We start from the raw sequence: 24,307 nt of genomic DNA, 5'->3' as shown, positions 1-24,307 counted from the left end.
AGGACGGTGAACGTCAATGAAGCCATCTGATTTCGTATCGACATCCGGCCAGAAGCAGGACATGTCGCAATCCCTGTTGCAGACGGAGATGACGGATGCCGTCAACACCGGCATCGTGGACCGCGCCGACAAGAGCGAGAAGTCGTTGAAGAGCGGCCTTTACTCGGTCGGCAAGAAGGCAGCAACGGGCGGTGCCGCCAGCGCCGCCCTCGCCGCCGTCACCAACGGCAGGAAAGGCGGCAAAGGCGGTTCCGCATCTAATGGGGCATCTCCAAAGAGCAGGGCCGGGAAAGCCGGTGCCGCCGTCATGGCGCACAATGCCGTTCACGGCGCTCTGGAAGGCTCCGAGCTTGAGGGTGCGGACGACCTCTACAACAGCGGAAAAGGCGCGTACCGCGCAGGTCGCGCCATCGGCAGGCGCATCAGCGGCAAGTCCGCGTCCCTCGACATCAAGGGCGCGGTGAAAGGTGCCGGTAAGGCAGCTGCAAGAGGTGCGGTGAGCGACACCCTCCAAGGCTCCGAGCTTGAGGGCATGGATAACGTATACGATGGCGCGAGGGCCGGTTACCATGTCGTGAAGGGCGTGAAGAAGCGCCTCGGCGGGGAAAACCCCCTCTCGCCTGACAAGAGCCTCGGCAAGCTCTCCGAGAAGAAGTCCGCGAAGAAGGCGGCGAACACGGTAGAGGCGAAGCGCAAAGCTCAGGCCGCAGGATACTTTAAGAAGAACGTATATAAGACATCTGAGAATGTAAAAAAAGCCGCAAGCATAACGAAACGCGGTATCAAGATATTGCCGGGTGCTGGTAAAGGCGGTCTCGGACCTCTTGCTAGTTTAGGAATGTCCACTCTCGCAATTCCTATAATCATTCTACTTGGTCTCGTTCTTCTCATCTCCTTACTCGGTAGCATGGGAGGTAATAATGTCGTCAATCAGAGTGGAAACCTCAATAATCTAAGCGGTATCCAACTTGAAGTCGCACAGGCGCTTTACGACTCAGGTCTCAACACGACGCAAGTCGCCGCCGTTATGGGCAACATCTCGGGCGAATCGTCTGATTGGAATCCAACCTCCGAGTACCATGGGGAAAATGGCGAATACGGATTCGGCTTATTCCAATTCACCGACGCCCCATCGCAGGGCGTCTACAACTACACCGACTTCGCGAATTGGTGCTCAGCCAACGGTAAAGACAAGAACACCGCCGGTGCCCAAACCGAATACCTCATAAGGGGGCTTTCTTCCTCTTGGAGCACCGGTCTCCACTACTCCGGTTATTATTACGCCGCCGCGCCGCAATATAACGGGATGGATGTCAGTTATGATGCTTGGCTGAATACGAACGACGTCGGTTTCGCCACATACTGCTTCATGGCGTGCTATGAGCGTCCCGCCGCGTGGGCTGCGAAGACATCCTTCCCGAACAAGCGCCTGCCCGCAGCCCAATCGTTCTACGAACAGCTCACCGATGGTGGCGGACAGGATTACAACGCCTCCGATGAAACTCAAAAGGCCATCGTGGATGCCGCCAAGCGCACCCCGTCACCCGGTGCAGGTTACTGCGCCGCATGGGTGTCAAATGTCTACGAGAACGCAGGACTTCCCCGCCCCGGTGGGAACGCCTGCTGCCAATACCTGAGCTTCTGCACCAGCACCGACCGCAGCCAACTGAAAGTCGGCATGGTCATCGGCGTGCAGCGCTCCCCGACCAGCAATAGCAACTGGTGCGGCGGGCATCTCGGGTACGGGCATGTCGGAATCTACATAGGAGACGGCAAGGTCATGGAGAACGTCGGCCACATCGCGACCACCGACTTGGATAGCTGGATTGCCTATAACGGCCAGCTCAGCCAGCCCCGATGGGGTTTCCCACCGGGTGTCCACTAACAGCAGAAAGGATGACTCACATGGAAAAGATAAAGACACTGGTCTCACAGCATAAGAAGGCCTCCCTTCTCGCCTTGTTCGCCCTTATCGTCTTCATCGGCTTTTCCGCCACAAGCGCCATGAACGTGGCGCGTCAGCGAGCCGCCGAGGAGACGGCGAAGACCGAATCCGTCGATGAGCAAGGCACGTCTGATGATGAAAAGGATGCCGAAGAAAACGTCGAGCTTTCATCTTCTCAAAAGAAGCTCATCGACGGATACGATGATGAGACGAAGAAACTTATCGAGACCTTGAGCGCAAGCGTGTTCTCCGCCAACAATGGCAGGAACACGCTCCGCTTCCACGATGACTATTACGTGGAGACTGTGAACGGCAAAGAGCAGAACCACTCCTACGCTATCTCCACCGTCGAGTTCGGCAGCAACGGTTCGGACAGCGAAATCGACCGCATTGTGTTCGAGACTGACACTGGAACCCATATCGCGACTTTCACGCTCGTCATCAGCGCCGACAACGCGGCTGCCGGTGAATGCACCATCGCCTCCACCTCCATGTTCAAACTCACGGACATGCCGTATGAGCGCAAGGACGCGGTTAAGGAAATCAACGTCACCGGCCTCAACAGCGAAATCACGGAACTTCTTGGTGATACGGATGAGATGAAGAAGGAGCTGAGCGACTGGTGCTCCATCCACTTCCCCGTGGCGACCACCGCTACGTGGATTGGCAACTGCGCCATTGATTATAACGAAGACACCATCTCAACCGCCTTCATAATCGGCGACGGCTCCTCTGATTCGCCGAACGGTGCGGGCACCGCTTCCGTGTCCGTCATCTACAAACGGTCTGAGGGCATTTATAATTTTGAGATGTAGCTTTTGAATACAAGCAGAAAGGAGGAAATCTTGAAATCAATAGCAATCAAAGCCAAGGCGTTTGCCTATCGGCATCGACACATGCTAAAAGCCATGCCCCTTGCACTTTTAGTCGCCTTTACTGTGGCTCTTATTATTCCGCAGCCGGTGTATGCCGATGCACCAAACTTCGATTTCTTTAGTCCGCTCTCAAGCCTCAAGAACTTCGTCTGCTGGTTCTTGCTCGAAGGCTCTGCGATGCTCTTCAATCTCTACGATGGAATCGTGAGCAACATCGGTAGCAGTTCTATGCTCACTGCGCCTTTTGACTCCCTATTGGGAGCCAGTACTTTTAATATCGCCACGACCATCCATCAGACAGTAATCGTTCCCATAGCCGAGTCCATTCTTGCTCTGTTCATGCTTGTTCAGCTCGTGAAGATAAGTCAGCGTATCGACGCGACTTCCACATTGCCAGCCGTCAAGGACATCGTATTTCTTGCGGTCACTTATGTGTTGATGCACTGGCTCATCATCAATTCGCTGGAACTATTACAATCGGTCTATGAGATTGCCGTCAAGGACATCATTCCGCAAATCGGAACAGCAAGTCCCGGAAACTCAATCTTTGAAGAGCAGCTTTCAACAGATGTAATCAAGCAGGAAACTTGGGATGCGCTCAGCATAGGTGCATGTCTCGTCACGTTCTTCGTTTCTTTCTTGAGTGTACTCGGTGGTGCAATCAGCTATTGCATCGCGTTCGTCGTGGCTTATGCACGAGCATGGCAGATTTACGTCCTTGCGGCGTTCTCTGCAATTCCCATGGCCCTTATGGGGTTCGAGGAGACGAAACAGATGGCAATCGGATTCCTCAAGAACTTCGCAGCCGCCGTACTCGCCGGAGCTATCATGATGTTCCTTCTTGTCATCTATCCGTCGGTTCTCACGGCTTTGTCAGTCAACTCACTTCCGCATAGTGACATTCCCATCCTCTTCCTGTTGACTGCGCAGGCCGCAGGAGCAGGTGCAGGTGTCACTTACATCCTCAGCATCTCATCTGCGTTGGCGATTCTCGAATGGCTTGCGGTAACCGTGTTGCTCGCACTTGGCCTCATCAAGTCCGGCACTTGGGCGAAGGAGCTTCTGGGTAGCTAACCGTTCACCGAGAAAATGTCACCATCAACCGAAAAGGGACGGTCTTCGGTACCGTCCCTTTTCCTTTAATAATATATTATTGGGCAATCGCAAGAGCCTTGGAAAGGAGCCGCCATGCCAAACTACAACGACGCACAGGGGGTCGCCGACCTCCTCTCCCAATTCGACTTCAATATCATCAGCGAGGGTCCGGGTGACTTCTCGCCCTCGCACCGCAAGTACACCTGCGAGTTCAGCAAACCCGGCATCGAGCCATTCACCACCACGTACCAGTCCAACCCCGATGTCCACGGCCAGCCGACCGCGACGGACGTTTTCGCCGCGCTGGCGAGCGACGCGCTCGCGGTCGATGGCTTACTCGTAGATACCTTCGCCGACGAACTCGGTTTCGAGAAGCCGTCTCAGGCTATCCGCGCCTACGAGTCCTGCCATAAGACCCTTGACTGGCTCAAAAACGATATGCAGCTCATGACCTCTGAAATCTCCGACATCGCGGAGACCCTTGACAACGAGCTTGATGAGGTAAAGGAGGAGGTCATCGCAATCCGCATGGGACAGCGCCGCGAGGAAGCCCGCTCGGAGGATGGCCGCGTCACCCTCAAGGGGGAGGCTCAGGCATCGCGTGCCGCCTCCGAGAAACTGGCCGAGGGACGCGACACCGGCTCACCGGCACGAGAAGACCCCTCCATCGTGTAGATATATAGAAAGCCATCATGGTAGAAAGGTAGGAAAACACCATGGCATACGACAAGAACATCCCCGACGTGCTGCAACTGCTGCGCCTCGACCTCGGTAACGTCGATTACACTGTACCGAGCGACACGACCATCGCACGGTATTCTATCGACGGCGATTACTTCCCCCGCTACTGCCTCGTGGATGTGGCCGATGATGCGGACACCATGGACGTGTTGGGTGCCATCGAGGAGACGATGCACACCATCCTCGACTACGGCGGCAACGCAGACGACCTTCGCACCACCATGGGCCTCGTGCCCGAGACGGAAATCGACTCGGACATCATCGAGTCCGGTGAGTACGTCCCCGTAGACCTCGGCTACTGCCTCGACGGCCAGCTCACGGGCTTCGAGGTGCTTCCGCTCGACGAATGCGACATCAAGGACGCGTTGAACGGGCACCAGATTGAGAACGTCATGACGGCACTCAACAACCTGCCCGTGAACATGCGTCTGCCAGCAGCCAAAGTCATCTCGCAGGGAGACTACACCGAGTGGCAGGCATACCAAATTTGCAAGGCTTTCGAGGTAGGCGTCGATGCGGACGTCATCGGGGAACACATCGCGAACCCGGTCCTGAACCATGCCCAGATGCGCGAGCTTCGCCGCATCGCCGTGCATACCGACTTCGCCGACCACGACGCAAGCCCCTATAAAAAGGATGTCTTCAAGACGCTCTCGAACGGTGAGTACACCGCCGAGCATCTACATCAGGCCCGTGAGCTTATGAAAACCACCGCCATCCATGACATCGCGTTCCCTCGCGACTGGCTGAAACTCGACTCACGCCAGATGGAGGTCGTGCGTCACGCCCTCAAGTCCGATGTCCCCATGGACGCCTTGGAGGAATACGCGGACGGCACCTACACCGCCGACCACATGAACGTCATCACCATGGCGCTCACCGAAGGCATGGAAAAGCCGGGAATCGAGCGCCTGATGAACCATGACCTCTCCATGGAGCAGGTCTGGGGCTTCTATTCGGCCATCTCTGGTGGTCGCTTCACGAGCGAGCAGCTCGACGTGCTGTGCGACCCGACCAAGCCCGCCGAAGTCATGAACGCCATGCGCACCGGCATGACCTATGGACTGGATACCCAGACGGTGACGCGCTTCGCCGACGGCACCTTCAAACCCGGCCAGATGGAGACCATCTATCATGCCGCAGCCGACAAGAAGTGGGTCACAGATGAGATTCTTGATGTCATCGCCGACCCGCGTTACAGCGCGAACCAGATTGGCGCTCTTCATATCAGCGCCGCTCAGGGCGCGACCCTCGACGAAATCAAGCGCGAGAAGGAGGTCATGGGCATGTCCATGAACCTCAAGGACGATGCCGCGAAGTCCGGTTCCGTCCACGAGGCAGCCAAGGAGTCCCGCGAGGCTTCCGCCCAGCTTGGCTCCGAGAGCCACAGCGCTAAGGCCGTCGAGCGCGAGGAGTTGGAGTAGAGAATGCACGGGCTTTTCTTCAAATACGAGGGATATAAGTTCTTCCTTGAGGGCGATGGCGATTACGAGTTCGATGATTGCCGTCACCTCTACGGTTTTCTGAACTACCTCTACCGCACCGATGAAGCGCAGAAGTGGACGAATGAGATGACGCAAAAAAACGCAGATTTCTGGTTCCCAACTACCACTGCGACTTTGAAACGCGGAAAAAAAGAAGAAACGCTCACACTTGACTTCATAGAGCGCTTTCAAGACATCGAGCATCGAGAACTTCTGCATGACCTCGCGCTCAGCAAGCTCAAAAGTCACTATGGCACCACGAACCTGATGAACAGCAAGGCCGCGAAATACGCCCGTGCTTTTGTCATCAACACAGATACCGAGATAATCCCGGCAAAGACATGGGGCAAACTCTTCAAGACCCTGCACCCAGTGCTTGAGGCGAATCGGCTCACGTTGATGTCCGCCGTGACGCATGTAGACCAAGGCGTACCTCATTTGCATGGGCTTTACCTGCGGAAGCCGAGGATGCGCGGCAATCCGTTTATGGACGCTCTGCTGTCCTCGGACCTCAAGCCGACCATCGTGACATCGTTCTAGCGGTTTTCCACGCTTTCAATGGCCGGAGGGTTCTCAACCCGACCCGAAGGCTGTTGGAAGGGTGGGAAACCGCCCCAACTATACATATTGGAAACTATCAGACCACAAGGAAAGGAGGCCATATGCCAGATGAGATGAACAAGCGAGAGGTCATCCTGACCATCCGCGAGTACGAGAACTCGGTTGCGATGCCCGAGGGCGAGCGCGTCACCTACCTCGACCCGCGCGGCGGCGTGCATCTGAAAGACGGGGACGGCAAGGCACCGGAGTACATGGAACATGCCGCGAAGTGCGCGGAGTACCTTCGCTTCGGCGATGACGTTGACCTTGCCTCCTGCGGCGGCATGGAGCCAATTAACCAAATCAAGGTATGTGATACACCTGCTCTGCTCATAGAGGCTGGTTTCAGCCAGAAACCGATGCTCTATACCCAACGTCACCTCATGGACGCACTTCACCCCAAGAGCGAGGAGAATTATCACTGGCACGGTCTTGAAATAACCCAGATGAAGAGACTGCCTTATCTTTTGGAAAACCCCGTGCTACTCAGTGACAGCCCCTCCCGTAAAGATGCCCTTCTAGCCGTCCTCGCTGAGGTCGATGGCGACAAACTTCCGCTGATTGTGGCAATCAAGCCGGATGGCAAGGGCAACTATGAGTTACAGGAGATTGAGACGAACTTCATCCTCTCTGTTTATGGAAAGGATGACTTCGCGAAGTATTTCTCCGAGCGCATCACACCGGATAAACTCGTTTATTTCAACATGGAACAAGGCCGTAAGCTGGAGGCACTGGCGGAACTCCAATTGTTCCGTTGTCACCCCGTCGCTCACGACCTTGATAGCGTCATTATACGTCAGCCGCAGTGCATCGTCAATAGCAAAACCGCAGGTCAACACGGGTACAGTCTTAAATCAGAGGTGGAAGTCGCACGCAGTGCCGCGAAGGAACCCGTGAATGGTGAGACTGTCGTTACCCCTACCATCGAGCAGTCCCGCTAAGGCTGTCAACTGAAATACCAATAGAAAGGGTTACAAAATGGCAAATCAAAATGATGCCGGTATGGCTAAGCCGGTGATAGTCGTCGAAACCGGTGAGATATACACCTCGCGCAGTAAAGCTGCGAAGGCACTTGGCTGCTCCGCCTCAGCCGTCTACAACGCCATCAAGTCCGGCAGGCTGATTAACGGCTGGCACCTCCTCGACGCCAGCACCCAAGCAAATGCAGATGCCCTTGGCGATGCCACCGATGACAATATGCAGGCAGATGAGACTGACATCACTGCAACCTATGATGAGCGCAGCGTGCTCCTCAAGCAACTTGAAACTAAGGATAGCCAAATCAAGAACTTGCAATCGTCCATCTCGTGTCTCCTGATGCAACTCAAGGACAGGGATGCGCGGCTCGATAAGGCTCAAGAGGAAATCGACGAGCTGCATCAGCAGCTCGACAACGTGCAGAGTTATTACGCTAAGGCGTTGAATCTCTGTGAGAAGAGGACGGACGAACTCGCATCTGCCAACCGAACCGTGCAGCATTCCATTTCCCGTCAGGAGGCCCTTCGCATCGCGCTCTTCGGCGGCGATGTCACCACTCGACATGAAAAGGAGGCATAGGACATGGGACAAAAACTGGTAATCGCTGAGAAGCCGATGCTCGCACGCGACATCGCCCGCGCCATCTGCGGTAAGCAGGTGTCCGAGACTGCGCGGCTGCCCATCTCGGGCAACGGGTACACGGTCATCGCCTGCGCCGGTCACCTGCTCGAACTGGTGGAGCCGGATGCGGTGAACCCCGCATGGGGCAAACCTTGGTCGTTGGACGTGCTGCCCATCCAAATCGACGATTGGGCGAAGGAGCCGACCGAGGACAAGAAAGACTTGGTGGAGCGCATCGACTCGCTTTTGCCGGAGGCCGAGTGCGTCATCAACGCCGGTGACCCCGACGATGAAGGCCAGCTCATCGTTGATGAGGTGTTGGACTACCTCGGCTACGAGGGCGAGGTGCTGCGCGTCTACGTCAACGACAACATCGAGAAGAACATCGTCAAGGCGTTCGAGCGTCTGGTACCCAACGAGCAGTGCCGCCCTGCCGGTGACGCGGCATACGCCCGTCAGATGGCGGACAAGTGCTTCGGCGTGAACGAGACCCGCCTTGCCACCAAGCGGCTCGGGGGCCTGTTCTCCGTCGGTCGCGTGCAGACCCCGACCCTCGGGCTGGTTGTCAACCGCGATGAGGCGATAGAGAACCACGTCACCCGGAAGTATTACGAGCTGACCGCCACCGGCGGCTGTGCAGACGCGTCGGGAGCACCGGTGTTCAAGTTCAAGCCGGACAAGGACATGTTGGCCGGTGAAAAGCACGTCTTCGACCGCGATGTCCTCGATGTCATCAAGGCGAAGCTGGACGGCTGGGGTATGTCCTTCTCCACGGTCATCTCGAAGAAGGTCGAGAACCCTCCCCTGCCCTACAACCTGACGGTGCTTCTCTCCGACATGTCACGCCGCTACGGCTTCTCCGCATCGAAGACCCAGCAAATCACGCAGGATTTGCGTGATAAGTACAAGGCGATAACCTATAACCGCTCGGACTCCCAGTACCTCAAGGAGGAGCATTTCGCGCAGGCACCGGTGGTGCTTGCGCAGGCCATGGAGAACGTCGGGGCAATATGGCCGCTCGACTACTTCATCCACTCCAAGGCGTTCAACGAGAAGAACGTGACCGCTCATCACGGCATCATCCCGCAGGAGGTCAGCGCCCCCGTGGCCGACATGACCGGGGATGAAGCCAAGGTCTACACGGCCATCGTCGAGCGCTATGCCATGCAGTTCCTCCCACCCGCCACCTACGATGTGAGCACCAGTGCCTTCGCGGTCGATGGCGGGGAGTTCCAAGCCGTTGCGCGGCGCGTGCGCGAGGCCGGTTTCAAGGCCGTGTTCGGCAACGTCTCCGATGAGGACGGCGATGACGCGGCATCCGGCAACCCTTGGATTGACGAAGGCGACCATCGCCTTGAGCGCATCGAGTGCGCCGTCACCGAAAAGGAGACCGCCCCGCCCAAACCCTACACGGAAGGCACCCTCATCGCCGACATGGCATCCATCGCCAAGTACGTCACCGACCCGGAGGTCAAGGCCATCCTCAAGCAGAAGGACGACGGCAAGAAGGGCGAGCACGGCGGCATCGGCACCACGGCCACCCGAGCCTCCATCATCGAGAAGTTGAAGGAACGCGGGTACCTTGAGGACGTGAAGGGCAAGATTCGCTCCACCGACAAGGCGCGAGCCTTCTACCACCTCCTGCCGCCCGAGATTCGCGGCGCGGACGTGACCGCCCGCTGGTGGCTCATCCAGCAGGACATCGCCGATGGCAAGGCGGATGTGAACGATTTGCAGCGCAGCGTCATCGAGGTCTTCAACGGGCATCGGGAAACGGCATATGTCGGCGCGAGCATCGCGCCCAAGGCCACAGTCGTGGGCAAGTGCCCCCTCTGCGGCGCGGACGTGGTGCAGCGCAAGGCGAAATCCGGCAAGCCCTTCTATACCTGCTCCTCGAACAAGAGCGAGAAGCAGGAGGACGGGACTTGGAAACAGGTCGCGGGCTGCGGATTCAAGCTGCTGGGCTGGTGCGGCAAGACATTCACGCCGAAGCAGGTCGCATCCCTGCTCGAAGGCAAGGCGGTACCCCTCAAGGGCTGCAAGTCCAAGACCACGGGCAAGACCTTCGACTGCAAGGCGAAGCTCAAGAAGGATGGTACGATAGAGCCGATGTTCGATAGCAAGCCCAAGGGCAAGTACAACAAAACAAGGAGATAGCGCATGGACATGGTGAATGACGGCAAGGTCATCCGCCTCGACACGCCGCAGGCGGTTAAGGAGGCACTGGCTTCCGGCAAGGACCTATACAACCCCGAGACCGGCGAGTTCTGGTGGGAATATAACTACACGGGAAGCATCGCCAATACATACGTCCACCTCGACGACCCGAACCTGTTGGCGGTCATCGACAATCCCGACTTCGACCTGTACGAGGACATCGTGGGCGGGTTGAACTACACGGGTTACATCACCGACAGCATCGAGACCATCATCGAGGACGGCGAGGAGAATGCTCCGCTAATTGACCCGCGCGATGAGGTGTTCGCTCAAATCGCCTCCGAGGACGGTTGGGTCATCGCGACCCCCGAGAACGTGAGAAAGGCCGTGCAATCGCACATGACTGAAAATGGGGCCGATGCCCCCGGAAAGGAGAACGGCATGGACAAGGCCGCAGAAATCGCCGCGTGGAAGGAGAAGCACGTCCCCATCGACCGCAACGGCGATGACGCGCTCGTGATGCACAAGATGGCCGACGGGAGCCGCGAGTTCATCGTCGCCCACGGCTACGATGAGGAGACCGGGCACTGGGGTCACGGCACCTACTACGATTCCCTCGCCAGCGCGGCGGCGGACCTTGAGGGTCGCGCCATCTCCGCCCCCGGTATGGAGGTCATCTGCCCCGACTTCTGGTACCGCGATGACATTGAATTTGCCCTTGAGGAAGCCGGTCTCCGAAGTGAACGATGAGAACGTGGATGCTGCACTCGAAGCCCTCGACCTCGACGGCGAACCGATTCTCAGCAATTTCCATGACCGCCTCGCCGAGACGGGCAACGAGATGATTGCAGATGCGGTGAACAACATCGAGCCGAACGGTGGCGGCGGCGGTGGTGCCCCCGAGGCTTTCGTCGATAGGGGCATCTCCCTGAAAGCCATGGCCGAGTCCATGCGCAGGGCATCTCAGGCGCTCTCCGCCAACGGCGGCACCGATGCACCCGACGGCAAGGATGAGTGCCAGCCTTCCTTCACCCCAGACCTCTCTTAGGGTCTCCGATGATGGATGTGAACTCCGGGTACATCGGCTACTCGATGTCGCGACGCGCAGCTGAGGCTTACGAGGACGGCGAGATGCCGAAGAGCAAATGGACGAAAAAGGCCATGGTCGCGGCCATCCAATCCTATTGCGATGAGTTCGACATGCTCTTCGACCCCGACTTGCTCAAGGGCATGCACAAGGATGAGGTGTTCGAGCGGTTCTTCCACGAATCGTCGTGGCACCACACCTCCAAGTTCTTCAACGAGACGGATTTCTACAAGCTCGATGAGGATGCGGTCTGCGGGTCATTTCGACCGATGAACCCGACCGAGGTCGCAGAGCGCGATGCGGTGCGCAGACAGGCCATCGAGGAGGAGAAGGCCGTGCGCGAGGCCATGCGGGCTGCGGAGATTGAGCAGTTGGACCGTCATCGTGCATACCGAGAAGAGCATGGATTCGCTCCCGACACGGTGGCCGCGTTCGTCCATGAGCACCCCGAGTGCTGCCAAGAGCGCGTGAGCCGCAAGGGCAACCGCGTCCTCTCCTACATCGACTACTTCGGGCATGAGCAGGTGTGCCCCATCGACCGAATCGGCGAAACCCATCTCTACGGTTTCGATGCGACCGAACCGGGCAGCTTCGACAGGGCAATCGAGTGTCACCAGTTGCACAGTACGCGCGGAATGCCCGGTGACGACCGCATCACCCTCGGGGGCGAGGCTCAGGCCATGAAGGTCGCGTCAGCCGAGATGGCGGATGGCGCGGGAAAACACGACATCGGGCTAGAAACCCGATAGGAAAGGATGTGATGCGACATGCTCACAGATTACGAGCGCTACCAGCTCGAATGGATGATAGACCACGAACACAGCCTCGATGAGCTGATGGAGAATCTGACCTACTACCAAAACGAACTTGAATCGACCAGAGGCGTGAACCTCACCGTCAGCGAAATGTTCGATGCGTGGACCTCTGACCGTGGGTTCGCTTCTCTGGAAAACGATGTCATCACGAAGGACATGATTCGCGCGGGAATCGAGCACGGGGTCATCCGCTTCGAGGCGAATCCCGACCCGAACGACCCTTGGAAGACGGTGTGCGCCATCGGCAACGGCTGGTTCTACCATGTGGACACCACGGACATCCCGCCGGATGAATATATACTCATGAACTCCCGTAACGTCGATATGGTCGTGGATGAAATCTACGATGAGCTGAACAGCACCGTCAAGAGTGATTACCATGACGATTTCAAGCGCTATCTCGCCGTTCTGAGCGAGGAGCACCACGGCGGAACAAACTCCCTTACCGGCATCCCATTCGACATCAATGAGACGATGGAGAACGGCGGTGCATACTACAATCCCGAGCGCGGCATCGTCATCGCCAGCTTCCTCTTGGAGCAGACATCTCCCCGTATCGAGGCCTACTACGGCTACACACCTTACGCGCTGGCATCGCTCATCGGCAAAAACGCCGACGTGACGGTTGATTCAGATGTCATGGACATCCAAGACATCCTCGCTGACCCGAGCCTCCCCCGCCGCTTCGACCATGAGGGCGCGTCTTTCGATTCGGTGGAAGAACTCATCGCGAGCAGGTGGTCGCCGACCGGCGCGGGATGGCTGGACATGTCGGGCCATAACGGCCTCGCGAGCGCCATGGGAGCGCTCGGCATCAAGCAGACCGACAACGTGCGCGAGTGGTACGCGCTCGCCTTCCCCGGCGATGAGCTGGCAGTGGCAATCAACCCGAGCCTCACATTCGACGATGCCATCGCGGCTGTACCGACGGGGGACGGCTTCTACACCGCACTCGGCGACGCTGCGGACTCCCTCCTGCGCGAGCGCATCTTCGAGGAGCTGTGCAACCGTTACGGCTACACCTACGATGAGGTCTACGACAGTTGGCTCCATGAGTCGCCTCTGCCCTCCCCAGCTATCTCTCAGCAGCCTGAGAAAATCGCGGTCGCGGCGGGTTATCGCTTCAATCTCGTGGACGCAAGGGAGGCATCCGGCATCGACCTCAAGGGCTGCGGCACCGTGGTCACCGTGGACGGGCATGACTACAACGTCATGAAGGGCGCGACCTACGAGGATTCCCGCAAGGTCGATGACCTTCTCGATTCCCATGGTGACAAGCCAATCTCCGATTTTCGCAAGCAACCGCAGGGCATGAGCCTCAAGCAGGCCGCGATGGAGGCACGCGCGGCATCCGACAGACTCTCCGCGAAGAACGGCGGCACCGATGACCATGACGGCAAAGATGAGCGCTAGTCATAAGGAAGGAAGTTCATGATGAAAGATGATGTCTTCATCGCCTCTCTAGTGCAATATGGTTTTCTTGACCAAGTGTACTCAAGGATAAAGAATGAGCTTCGCTATCTACCGGATATGAATGAGTTGCGCATGGTCGTCTCCGCAGCCGACTCTCTCTCACGCCATTATATAGAGATGGGAAGCAACCCCGTCACGGAAGAAGAGGCGTTGGAGTTCATAGAAGATTGCTCCAAGTATCCATCATACGTCATCCCCGGCCTCGATATGCCGTGGGAAGAATACGGGCCATTCGGAAAGGTCGCAAACGATGGACGGGCATTGGAAATCATCAATACCCTCAAGCGCAGTTCACTTGCAACATCCCTTGACGACCATCCGCAGGGTGTAAGTCTCAAGCAGGCAGCAATGGAGGCTCGTGAAGCGTCCGCTAAGCTTTTCGACAAGAACGTCGGTGCCGATAGCCCCACCAGAAGAGACGAACGCTAGAAGGGATGTTCAGATGGAACACGACCGCAATGTGACGCCAGATGTGGATGACACGACCGTCTCCGTAACCTCTTCGCTCTATGATGTGCAGACTCTATTGAACGATGATTCTGACGCGCATGAGGACGGCCATGCCGTCCTACGCGAGGCGGTTCAGGTGACCTCGCATGGGCGCGTGGTGTCGAACGCGGTGCATGAGCGCCCCGTCACCATCCATGGGGAATCGGCCCGCGCACGGGCGGCGGCTGCCGTTCTGGCCGCAAACATGGATGCCGAGGAGGAGGCTGAGGATAAAGAGGAAAAGAGCAGGAACCGCTAGGGCAACCGATACCCTGATGGTGTGGTTTCCCTTCACCCCACCTGCCGATGATATACAATATAGGGTGTCTTAGGCACTCTATGGACAGAAAGGATGAGTGATAGACATGCCAGAGAACGCGAAGTACGCCAACGTGAAGATGCCCGCTGCATTCCTCACGCCGCACGAGTTCACCGCCAAGGACGGTCGGACCTTCGAGAAGGCCTACGTCCATTTCCCGGAGGGCACCAAGGTCAATGGAATCGACCTCGGCCACTACTCCTGCGATGTGTTCCTCAACGAGCGCATGAAGCAGCAGATGCTCTCCGGCGAGCAGGTCACCATCGGCTTCAAGGCCGACGAGCCTGTTCAGGTCTGGACGGGCAAGGCCGGTGATGAGCAGAACCCGTACAAGAAGTACGAGGTCAAGCCTTGGGATTTGGTCAAGGGCCTCAAGGCAGCCAACGAGGGCTTCAAGGCCGAGAAGGCAGCCGAGCGCGAGGCGGCCAAGGAGCAGGGCGCGACCCTCAAGGGCGAGTCCGAGCAGATGCGCGAGTCCTCCGCCAAGCTGGCCGGGGACAACACGCCCGAGGAGCACGCCAACACCCGTTAAGGGTCCAAGGAAGGGGGGAATACGGTAGATGAAGGTCGAGGTGCTTTTCAAGAGCCACCGTTACGAGGAGTTCGATTCGTCCACGCAGACGTGCCCGGAGCCGTATCGCGGCAAGGGGCTGAACGTCCTCACCGACTGGAACCTCTATCTCGGCTCCCTTGAGGAGAACGGCATCATCCTCGTGCAGCACTGGTATGACGGGAACCCGGCATCCTCCCAAGGCAAGGTGACCTTGGAGGGGGTCGAGGTTCCCGCCTCCGTGCGCAAGGTCGGGTGCGCCATGCTGCTCGTCTCCCCTGACGAGCTGGACGAAATCGTGTGGCTCAAGAAAGATGGCGAGAAGTTGCTGTGGCGCGAGGGCGAAGACCTCATCAACGGCGAGCGCTTCTTCGCGCAGGAGCAGCTTTGCTACTCCGATGAGACCACCAAGTCCATCAACCGCCGCGCCGTGGCGGTCTACGATTACCTCGCGAACGCCCATCCGACATGGGACGAGGATGAGGTGGCCGAGAGCATGGGCTACACCGCATCGGCCATCCGCCGCATCCGAGATGCGGAGCTATGCCAAGACCCCGAATTCATCGAGGTCGAGGACGAAGATGACACCGAGGAGGCCGACGTGGATACCGAGGGCGGTATCGGCGGCTACAACTTCGGTTAGAGATATATAGGAACAGTCAAAAAAATCAAGGAAGCAGAAAGGAGTCTCTTATGGAACATATCTTCGGCAAGATTAAGCGGATGTCGCGCAAGCTCGACGGCAAGCGCATCACCGCCAAGCTCATGTCGGCTGTGCTCATCGCAAGTTCCGTGATGAACGCGTTCACACCGCTCGCGGCGTATGCAGCCGAGCCTGAACTAGCGACGGTTTCCCTATCCGAGACCGAGCACGGCAAGCTCTCCTTCGATGGGAGCGATGAGATGTCGCTGGCCGTGGAGGTCGGCACTGACGTCACTGTGAACGTCGCCCCTGATGAAGGCTACTTCTCCGACAGCATCACCGTCTTCAAGGGTGAGGAGGACGGCAAGGCCGTCGATGTGAAGGAGGGCAAGGCCACCTTCACAGTCGAGGGTGACACCATCGTCACCTCCACATTCTACGAGAACGGCACGGTCGGCTCCGCCGCCCTCAAGGCGGTAGATGTCGATGAGGGCAAGGCCGTCAAGAGCGTGGAGGGCTACGTGCGCGACCATGCGGATGCCCAGTACGTCGGCGAGGGCGATGAGCTTACCCGTGCGGATGTGCTGACCGTGACCACCACGGTCATCGACGGAAACAAACTTCCCGAGGGCACGCTTGACGCGCTCTGGGCGGATGACGATGGCGACGGGATGTCCGACCATTGGGAGGCCATGCTCTCGCAGGCCGTGTCCCACGCCGTGCTATTCGAGGTTGACCCGAAGGCGGATTACTATGTGGGCTGGGCAGGTGCCGACATCTCCGGCGCGAAGCTGACCGAATGGCTCGCCGCCGAGAACAACGCCGATGCGAATATGCGCGATGGGTTCATCGTGGATGAGGCCACCGGCCTCGTGTACGTTCCAAAGTCCTACACGGAGAAGAACGACAAGGGCGAGCCTATCATCTCCACCTCCCGCATCCAGCTCGTCTACACCACAAGCGACAAGGATGCTGTGGCAACCTTCGACTTCAATAGCGACGCCGCCGATGTGGCCGGTAATGTCGCTGATGATGGCAAGCTCTCCGTGCCGGTCAGCTCCGCCATCACCCGTGTGACGCTCGCAAACGATGACGATGCTCGAAACTCCATCAACGGTCGGACTATCGACAGCGTGACGGTCAACGGCATCGAATACACCCCTGATATGGAGATGTGGGAATACGACGCAGCAACCGGCGCTTTGGAGTTCGCCATGGCTCCTGCCGGTATCCATGCCATGAGCGTCAAGATGTCCGACAACCTCGTCAAGGGCGTGGCCTCGTTCCTCCGTATGCCCGAACCCCGTATGTCCATAAACAACATCGGGACAATCGAGTTCAAGAGCGCCCCGTGGGTCGGCCAAACCTTCTACACGACTGGCGTAAATCATTACAACTCCTATGGGATGGGGGGCGGGTACACGCGTCCCGCAGTCGAGGGCAATGGCAGATGGGAATCCAAGACCCTTCAACAGGCCATGGGCTGGCAGCCCGTGGACCTCTCTCAGCTGAACACCACAAGCGCGAGCCTGATGCGCGGTGCTGACATTCCAGCGCAGGATACTGCCGTGGGCAGAATCGCTAATGATATGCACTTGGCACTCCTATGCTGCCATGCCGGAACCCAGCTCGACCCGAGTTTCAACAGCAATCCAAATTGGAACAACCCCAACGACGTTGACGGCGATGGTAGCGAATGGACTGACCGTTACGGTCAGCAGTTCCGCGTGTTCCAAGTCTCAGCAGGTAAGGCAATCGTTGCTGTTGTCTGCCCCACAAGTCACACCCAGCCCGGTGCGGGCTTCTTCGAGATTGACTGGCGCGTGGTCGCCGGTAAGCTGAGCATCCACAAGTCCAGTGCCAACCCCGGCATCACCGACGGCAACGACTGCTACTCCCTTGAGGGTGCGGAATTCACCGTCTACAACGCGGCCGGTCAGTCCATGGGCGTGCTGCGCACCAACGCCAACGGCGACACCAACACCCTTGAGCTTCCCGAGGGCACCTACACGGTGCGCGAGACGAAGCCGCCGAAGGGCTATCTGCCCGCCCCCGACCAACAAATCACGGTGCGCGGAGGCCAGCAGACGAACACTCAGGTGAGTGATAAGCCTTCTGGTGACCCGATGCGCATGGCTGTCGGTAAGTATGACGGAGATACGGAGTACAAAGCCAACAACCTGCCGCAAGGTTCCGCCTCCCTTGAGGGCGCGGAGTTCACCGTCGAGTACTTCGACACCGTGGATTACGATAACTACGATGCCCTCAAGAAGGCCGGTGTGAAACCGACGCGTTCTTGGATATTCAGAACCAATGCCAATGGCATCGCTAACTTCACAAAGAATGATTTTGTTTCGGGCGATGAGTTCTATCTGGATACCAACGGTAATCCAACAATGCCTCGTGGTTCCGTTGCCGTGTACGAGTCCAAAGCTCCTGTCGGCTACAAGTTGAACTCCGATGTGAGTTTCCAGAAGATTCAGGACAACTATCTGGAAGGTGTCACGACTTTTAATATGCCTGAAATCCCGGAGACGGTGATTCGCGGCGGTGTGTCCGTCCAGAAGCTCGACTCTGAGACCGGGCAGACCCCGCAGGGCGGCGCGTCCCTTGAGGGCATCACCTTCTCCATCATCAACGACAACCCCAACGCGGTCACGGTCGATGGTAAGAGCTATAATCCCGGCCAGACGGTGAAGAACATCGTCACCGACAAGAATGGCGTTGCGAAGACCCCCGCGAATTGCCTGCCCTACGGCAAGTACATCATCCGCGAGACGGCCACCAACGACGGTTACCTCAACACCTCCAACGAGATGCGAGTGACGGTCTCTGAGGACGGTAAGATGTACTCCTTCAACGCCAAGGACGACATCGTTCGCGGCGGTGTGGAGATAACCAAGCACGACATCGAGACCGGCACCGGCGACCCGCTCGGCGGCGCGTCCCTCGACGGGACCCAGTTCCAAGTCAAGAGCCTCAACGACAAGCCCGTCATCGTGGGCGGCGTGACCTACACCAAGGGTCAGGTCATCCAGCCCCTCCTCACCATCGAGGACGGCCATGCGTCCTCCGACGCGCAGTGGCTCCCCTTCGGCCTCTACTCCATCCAAGAGGTCAAGGCCGGTGAGGGCTACCTGCTCACCGACGGCGAGGAGCACCGGTTCCGCATCTCCAAGGACGGCGCTCTGGTCAACCCATTCGACGGGGCGTTCGAGAATCAGGTCATGCGCAGCGACCTTGAGTTCACCAAGAAGGGCGAGGACGGTCAGGACCGTCTCGCGGGCGTCGCGTTCAAACTCACCTCCAAGACCACCGGCGAGAGCCATGTGGTCGTGACGGATGAGAACGGCTACTTCTCCTCCGCCTCCTCTTGGAATAAGCACACCCATGAGACTAACGCCAACGACTGGGCGCTTGATGCCGAGGGTGTCATCGACAGCTCCAAGCTGGACGCCACCGCAGGCGTCTGGTTCGGCGGCACCACGCCGGATGACTCCAAGGGCGCACTGCCCTACGACACCTACCTCATCGAGGAGCTGCGCTGCACCGCCAACGAGGGCTATCAGCTCATCGAGACCACGGTTATCGTGAGCCGCGACGGCAAGGTGTACGACTTCGGCACCCTCACCGACGTGAAGGCGTCCATCACCACCAAGGCCTACGACCCGATGGACGGCGATTCCCTCGTCGGCATGGGGGAGGTCAAGGTCTCCGACAAGGTGACCTACGCCAACCTCTTCCCGAACCGCGACTACAAGCTGACGGCGGAGCTTCACGACTCCGCGACCGGCGATGTCCTGCTCGACGCCTCCGGCCACCCCATCACCGTGGAGAAGCGATTCACGGCCCAGTCCCCCACCGGGTTCGAGGTCGTGGAGTTCACCATCGACACCATCGCCCTCGGCGGCAAGACCATCACGGTCTATGAGAAGCTGTACGATGATGGTGGCTCCCTCATCGCTGAGCACACCGATAAGTCCGACGTGAACCAGCAGGTGACCGTCATCGAGCCGGAAATCGGCACCACCGCCGTGGATGGCGCGGACGGCGACAAGAACGTGGCGACTGACGACAAGGCGACCGTCACCGACCGTGTGGCCTACAAGAACCTCATCCCCGGCAAGGAGTACACCGTCAAGGGCACCCTGCACATCAAGAAGACCGATGATGAGGGCAAGGTCACCGAGGAAATTCTGAAAGTGGACGGTAAGCCCGTGACGGCTGAAACCACCTTCACGCCCGAGAGCGCCGAGGGCACCGTGGACGTGACCTTCACGTTCGACTCCCTCTCTCTCAAGGACAAGACGCACCTCGTCGCGTTCGAGTCCCTTGAGCACGACGGCCATGAACTCGCGTCCCACGCCGACATCGAGGATGAGGGGCAGACGGTCACCGTCCGCAACCCTCGCATCTCCACCACGGCGCTGGACGGTATCGACAAGGATAAGAACGTCGTCACTGACGACGAAACAGTCATCATCGACACCGTGGCATACGAAAACCTCGTACCCGGCAGGGAGTACACCTTGAAGGGTTCCATGCAGGTGAAGGCCGAGAAAGATGGCAAGCCCGTGGCGAAGCCCCTTGAGGTCGGCGGCAAGCCCGTCAAGGCGGAGACGACCTTCACCCCCGAGAAGTCCGACGGCACCGCCAACGTGACCTTCCGGTTCAGCTCCCGCGACATCGAACCCGGCACCGAGCTGGTCATGTTCGAGTCCCTTGAGCGCGGCGGCAACGTGCTCGCGACCCATGAGGACATCGGGGACGTTAACCAGACCGTCACCGTGACCGCCCCGGCAATCTCTACTTCCGCACGCGATGCCATCGACGGCGACAAGGATGTGGTCGTGGACGATGTGACCACGGTCATCGACACCGTGGAGTACCGGAACCTCGTCCCCGGCAAGGAGTACACCCTGAACGGCAAGCTCCACTCCAAGAGCAACGGCAAGCCCCTGATGGTGGGCGACAAGCCCGTCACGGGCCAGACCGTCTTCACGCCCGAGAAGGCCGACGGCAAGGTCGAGGTGACCTTCACCTTCGACTCCCGCGACCTTGAGGACAAGACGGACATCGTGGTCTTCGAGAGCCTTGTACGCTCCGGCACTGAGATTGCGTCCCACGCCGACATCGACGATAAGAACCAAACCGTCACCGTGACCCATCCTGAAATCGGCACCACCGCCGTGGATGGCGCGGATGGCGACAAGAACGTCATCACCGATGACTCCACCGAGGTCATCGACACCGTGGAGTACACGGGCCTCATCCCCGGCAAGGAGTACACCTTGAAGGGCACCCTCCATGTGAAGGTGACCGATGAGGAGGGCAATGTCACGGAGAAACCTCTTGAGGTGGACGGCAAGCCCGTCACGGGCCAGACCGTCTTCACGCCCGAGAAGGCCGACGGCAAGGTCGATGTGGTGTTCCACTTCAACTCCCTGACCATCCCCCACGACACGGAAATCGTGGCCTTCGAGTCCCTTGAGAAGAACGGCGTTGAAATCGCCGCCCATGCGGACATCAAGGACAAGGCGCAGACCGTCACGGTCAAGCACCCGTTCATCACCACCTCCGCACTGGACGGCATCGACGGCGACAAGAACATCGTCACCGATGACGAGACGGTCATCGTGGACACCGTGAAATACTCCGGCCTCATCCCCGGCAAGGAGTACACCTTGAAGGGTGCCATGCAGGTGAAGAAGTCCGATGAGGACGGCAACCTCACGGCGGAGCCTCTTGAGGTGGATGGCGAGCCGGTGACGGCTGAGACCACCTTCACGCCTGAGACCGCCAGCGGCGAGGTCGAGGTGACCTTCACCTTCGACTCCCGCACCATCGCCGACAAGACGGACATCGTGGTCTTCGAGTCCCTTGAGCGCACCGGTGTTGAAATCGCCAGCCATACGGACATCGAGGACGGCAAGCAGACCACCACGGTCACCCGTCCGCAAATCGGCACCACCGCGCTGGACGGCCATGACGGCGACAAGAACGTCGTGACCGACGGCAAGACCACGGTCATCGACACCGTGGAGTACAAGAACGTCATCCCCGGCAAGACCTACACCTTGAAGGGCAGCCTCCATGTGAAGGTGACCGACGAGGAGGGCAACGTCACGGAGAAGGCTCTTGAGGTGGACGGCAAGCCCGTCACCGCAGAGACCACCTTCACGCCCGAGAAGAGCGACGGCAAGGTCGAGGTGACCTTCACCTTCGACTCCACCGGCATTCCGCAGGACACCGAGATGGTCGCATTCGAGAGCCTTGAGAAGAACGGCGTCGAGCTTGTGGCCCACGCCGACATCGAGGACGGCAAGCAGACCACGACCGCCCATGTGACGGGCATCTCCACCACGGCCACCGACGGCCTCGATGGGGACAAGAACGTCATCGCGGATGCGGAGACCACCATCACCGATGATGTGGCCTACGAGAACGCCCTGACCGGCATCGGTTACACCATGACCGGTATCCTCATGGATGCCGAGACCGGCCTTCCCATCCTCACGGGCGATGGCAGCGAGAAGTACACCGAGGCGGATGTCGCGGCGTTCATGCAGCAGCTCCTCGACGTGCTCGGACTCTCCGCGCAGGATGAGGATGAGGGTATCGCCGACATCGTGGTCTCCGATGAGACCGCCGAGGACGGTTCGGTGAAGAAGTCCCAGACCGTGCGCGTCCATGCGGACGGCACCTTCGAGGTCATCGACACCACCTATGAGACCGATGAGGACGGCCTGACCTCCGCCACCGTGGACGCATCCGGCAAGGTTGGCTACGATGCCCTGACCGATGAGCAGAAGAAAGCCGTCTCCGACGTGGCCGTGCTCAAGGACTCCGGTATCGTGCTCAACTACTCCGCCACCGGCGAGCTGCCGGTGTCCATCGACATGGATGCCCTCGGCAAGTTCATCGCCGACAACGAAGACCTCATCTCCCATCTGGTCTACCAGACCGCCGAGTTCACCCCGGAGAAGTACGACGGCACCGTGACCATGGACTTCCACTTCAACGCCAACGATGTCATCGACCGCCTCGGCGGCGAGACCAAGGACATCGTGGTGTTCGAGGTCATGTCCAAGAACGCGGTCGCGGATGAGGAGGGTTCCGCCCCCGTCATCGTCGCCTCCGAATGCGACCTCGACTCCGAGGAGCAGACCGTGAACCTCGTGCCCACCGTCATCGGCACCACCGCCACGGACAAGTCCGACGGCGACCACACGCTGATGGCCGGTAAGGATGCGGTAATCACCGACCGCGTGACCTACGAGGGCCTGATTCCGGGCAAGGAATACACCCTCAAGGCGACGCTTATGGACAAGAAGACCGGCGAGATGCTGTCCATCAACGACCAGCACGTCACCGCCGAACTCAAGTTCACGCCCAACAGCCAGAACGGCACCATCGACATCGACCTCGGCAAGTTCGACGCCTCCTCCCTCGACGGCCACGACCTCGTGGTGTTCGAGGAGCTGTACAAGCAGACCGAGCAGGGCAACGAGGCCACCGAGGTTCTGGTCGCCGAGCACAAGGACATCGACGATGAGGGGCAGACGGTCACCGTGACCACCACGCCTCCCGGCGGGTTCTTCGGCAAGACCGGCGGCAACGACTTCTTCATCGTGGTCTCCATCGCGGCACTCGCCGTGCTCGCGTGCGGCTGCGCCTACTACGGCATCAAGAACCGCCGCGCCGCGAAGGCCGAGGATGCCGCAGTCGATGAAGGCGGCGACACTGACAACGGGGATGTCTCGGGCGACTCCGAGGCCTAACCCACTGCACATGCTGCGGGCGCTCCGTCCATGTAAATGGGGAGCGCCCGCCCTATCCCAGAAAGGGGGACACCCATGGATGACAAGAACCGTCTGAACGACGGAGAGAAACCGCAGACCCCCGCCGACCGTGAGGCCAAGGCCAAGCGTCGCATCCTCGTCGGTATCGCGGCGGGTGCCCTGCTCGTCGCCGGTCTCATCACCGGCGGCATCTACCTGTCCGGCAGGCAGGGCGGCACGCCCGCAGCTCCCGGCTCCGGCACCCCGACCGGCCAACAGGAGCAAGTCGATGGCGAGAAGCCCTGCGAGCACGACTGGACGGTCACCTACAAGACGGTGCATCACGACGCGGTGACCCACACCGAGAACGTCCCACCGGTCTACGAGACCAAGACCAGCTACCACACCGTGTGCAACGACTGCCAGCAGACCATCGACGGCATCGCCGATGCGCATATCAAGGACACCGGTCACTCCGGGTACTCCACCAACGTGCCCATCACCGGCGAGGTGCTGGTGAGCGAGGGCTTCACACGCGAGGTCACCGATTCCCCGGCCTACGATGAGTCCGTGCCGGACAAGCTCGTCTGCACGCTCTGCGGCGAGGAGAAACCGGCGACTGCCGAGTAGCGACCCTCTCCTTTTCAAGACCCG

19 protein-coding genes are annotated in these 24,307 nt (G+C 59.0%); all 19 read left to right on the top strand.

Annotated features, from left to right (window positions below):
- Nucleotides 1-16: 16 nt before the first annotated feature.
- The 19 genes from ACG3M1_RS02390 (at nucleotide 17) to ACG3M1_RS02300 (ending at nucleotide 24,283) form a co-directional block, all read left to right on the top strand.
- Nucleotides 17-1,885 (top strand): phage tail tip lysozyme, encoded by a 1,869-nt coding sequence (locus ACG3M1_RS02390; protein ID WP_303143929.1) that lies wholly within the window; start codon nucleotides 17-19, stop codon nucleotides 1,883-1,885.
- Between the two features lie 20 nt (nucleotides 1,886-1,905).
- On the top strand, nucleotides 1,906-2,760 hold the full coding sequence (locus ACG3M1_RS02385; protein ID WP_303143927.1) for a hypothetical protein: 855 nt from the start codon (nucleotides 1,906-1,908) through the stop codon (nucleotides 2,758-2,760).
- A gap of 30 nt (nucleotides 2,761-2,790) precedes the next feature.
- Nucleotides 2,791-3,894 carry a hypothetical protein gene (locus ACG3M1_RS02380; protein ID WP_303143925.1) on the top strand — a complete coding sequence of 368 codons (1,104 nt, stop codon included), beginning with the start codon at nucleotides 2,791-2,793 and terminating at the stop codon, nucleotides 3,892-3,894.
- A 114-nt stretch (nucleotides 3,895-4,008) separates the two neighbouring features.
- Nucleotides 4,009-4,590: a hypothetical protein gene (locus ACG3M1_RS02375; RefSeq protein WP_395814878.1), complete on the top strand. Its 582-nt coding sequence runs from the start codon at nucleotides 4,009-4,011 to the stop codon at nucleotides 4,588-4,590.
- 41 nt (nucleotides 4,591-4,631) lie between these two features.
- Complete coding sequence (locus ACG3M1_RS02370; protein WP_395814875.1) at nucleotides 4,632-6,080, top strand: hypothetical protein; 1,449 nt, start codon at nucleotides 4,632-4,634, stop codon at nucleotides 6,078-6,080.
- A gap of 3 nt (nucleotides 6,081-6,083) precedes the next feature.
- On the top strand, nucleotides 6,084-6,680 hold the full coding sequence (locus tag ACG3M1_RS02365) for a hypothetical protein (protein WP_303143912.1): 597 nt from the start codon (nucleotides 6,084-6,086) through the stop codon (nucleotides 6,678-6,680).
- A 122-nt stretch (nucleotides 6,681-6,802) separates the two neighbouring features.
- Entirely contained in the window at nucleotides 6,803-7,681 is an 879-nt protein-coding gene (locus tag ACG3M1_RS02360; RefSeq protein WP_395814872.1) for a hypothetical protein, read from the top strand.
- A 37-nt stretch (nucleotides 7,682-7,718) separates the two neighbouring features.
- A complete protein-coding gene (locus ACG3M1_RS02355; protein ID WP_395814869.1) occupies nucleotides 7,719-8,297 on the top strand; it encodes a hypothetical protein in 579 nt (192 codons plus the stop codon).
- Between the two features lie 3 nt (nucleotides 8,298-8,300).
- On the top strand, nucleotides 8,301-10,496 hold the full coding sequence (locus ACG3M1_RS02350) for a type IA DNA topoisomerase (RefSeq protein WP_395814866.1): 2,196 nt from the start codon (nucleotides 8,301-8,303) through the stop codon (nucleotides 10,494-10,496).
- Between the two features lie 3 nt (nucleotides 10,497-10,499).
- The gene (locus ACG3M1_RS02345; RefSeq protein ID WP_395814863.1) at nucleotides 10,500-11,246 is read left to right on the top strand and encodes a hypothetical protein; all 747 of its coding nucleotides are present in this window, start codon (nucleotides 10,500-10,502) and stop codon (nucleotides 11,244-11,246) included.
- Nucleotides 11,236-11,544 carry a hypothetical protein gene (locus ACG3M1_RS02340; protein WP_395814860.1) on the top strand — a complete coding sequence of 103 codons (309 nt, stop codon included), beginning with the start codon at nucleotides 11,236-11,238 and terminating at the stop codon, nucleotides 11,542-11,544. The genes ACG3M1_RS02345 and ACG3M1_RS02340 overlap by 11 nt, the downstream gene beginning before the upstream one ends.
- Nucleotides 11,545-11,627: 83 nt before the next feature.
- The gene (locus ACG3M1_RS02335; protein WP_395814857.1) at nucleotides 11,628-12,332 is read left to right on the top strand and encodes a hypothetical protein; all 705 of its coding nucleotides are present in this window, start codon (nucleotides 11,628-11,630) and stop codon (nucleotides 12,330-12,332) included.
- An 18-nt stretch (nucleotides 12,333-12,350) separates the two neighbouring features.
- Nucleotides 12,351-13,811, top strand: coding sequence for a hypothetical protein (locus tag ACG3M1_RS02330; protein ID WP_395814854.1), 1,461 nt, complete (start codon nucleotides 12,351-12,353; stop codon nucleotides 13,809-13,811).
- 18 nt (nucleotides 13,812-13,829) lie between these two features.
- Entirely contained in the window at nucleotides 13,830-14,300 is a 471-nt protein-coding gene (locus ACG3M1_RS02325) for a hypothetical protein (protein ID WP_395814851.1), read from the top strand.
- A 13-nt stretch (nucleotides 14,301-14,313) separates the two neighbouring features.
- The gene (locus ACG3M1_RS02320) at nucleotides 14,314-14,619 is read left to right on the top strand and encodes a hypothetical protein (protein WP_395814848.1); all 306 of its coding nucleotides are present in this window, start codon (nucleotides 14,314-14,316) and stop codon (nucleotides 14,617-14,619) included.
- Between the two features lie 106 nt (nucleotides 14,620-14,725).
- The gene (locus tag ACG3M1_RS02315; RefSeq protein WP_129980621.1) at nucleotides 14,726-15,211 is read left to right on the top strand and encodes a hypothetical protein; all 486 of its coding nucleotides are present in this window, start codon (nucleotides 14,726-14,728) and stop codon (nucleotides 15,209-15,211) included.
- 28 nt (nucleotides 15,212-15,239) lie between these two features.
- On the top strand, nucleotides 15,240-15,872 hold the full coding sequence (locus ACG3M1_RS02310) for a hypothetical protein (protein WP_303143897.1): 633 nt from the start codon (nucleotides 15,240-15,242) through the stop codon (nucleotides 15,870-15,872).
- A gap of 50 nt (nucleotides 15,873-15,922) precedes the next feature.
- On the top strand, nucleotides 15,923-23,653 hold the full coding sequence (locus ACG3M1_RS02305; RefSeq protein ID WP_395814845.1) for a VaFE repeat-containing surface-anchored protein: 7,731 nt from the start codon (nucleotides 15,923-15,925) through the stop codon (nucleotides 23,651-23,653).
- Nucleotides 23,654-23,728: 75 nt separating this feature from the next.
- Nucleotides 23,729-24,283, top strand: a complete 555-nt coding sequence (locus ACG3M1_RS02300; RefSeq protein WP_395814842.1) for a hypothetical protein — start codon at nucleotides 23,729-23,731, stop codon at nucleotides 24,281-24,283.
- The last annotated feature ends 24 nt before the right edge of the window (nucleotides 24,284-24,307 follow it).

The organism is Clostridium sp. 10cd* (assembly GCF_044336395.1).
GTDB classification, from domain to species: Bacteria; Bacillota_I; Bacilli_A; order Erysipelotrichales; family Erysipelotrichaceae; genus Clostridium_AQ; species Clostridium_AQ innocuum.
Note: the sequence above shows the minus strand (reverse complement) of the source record. Positions and strands in the feature narration are given on the sequence as shown.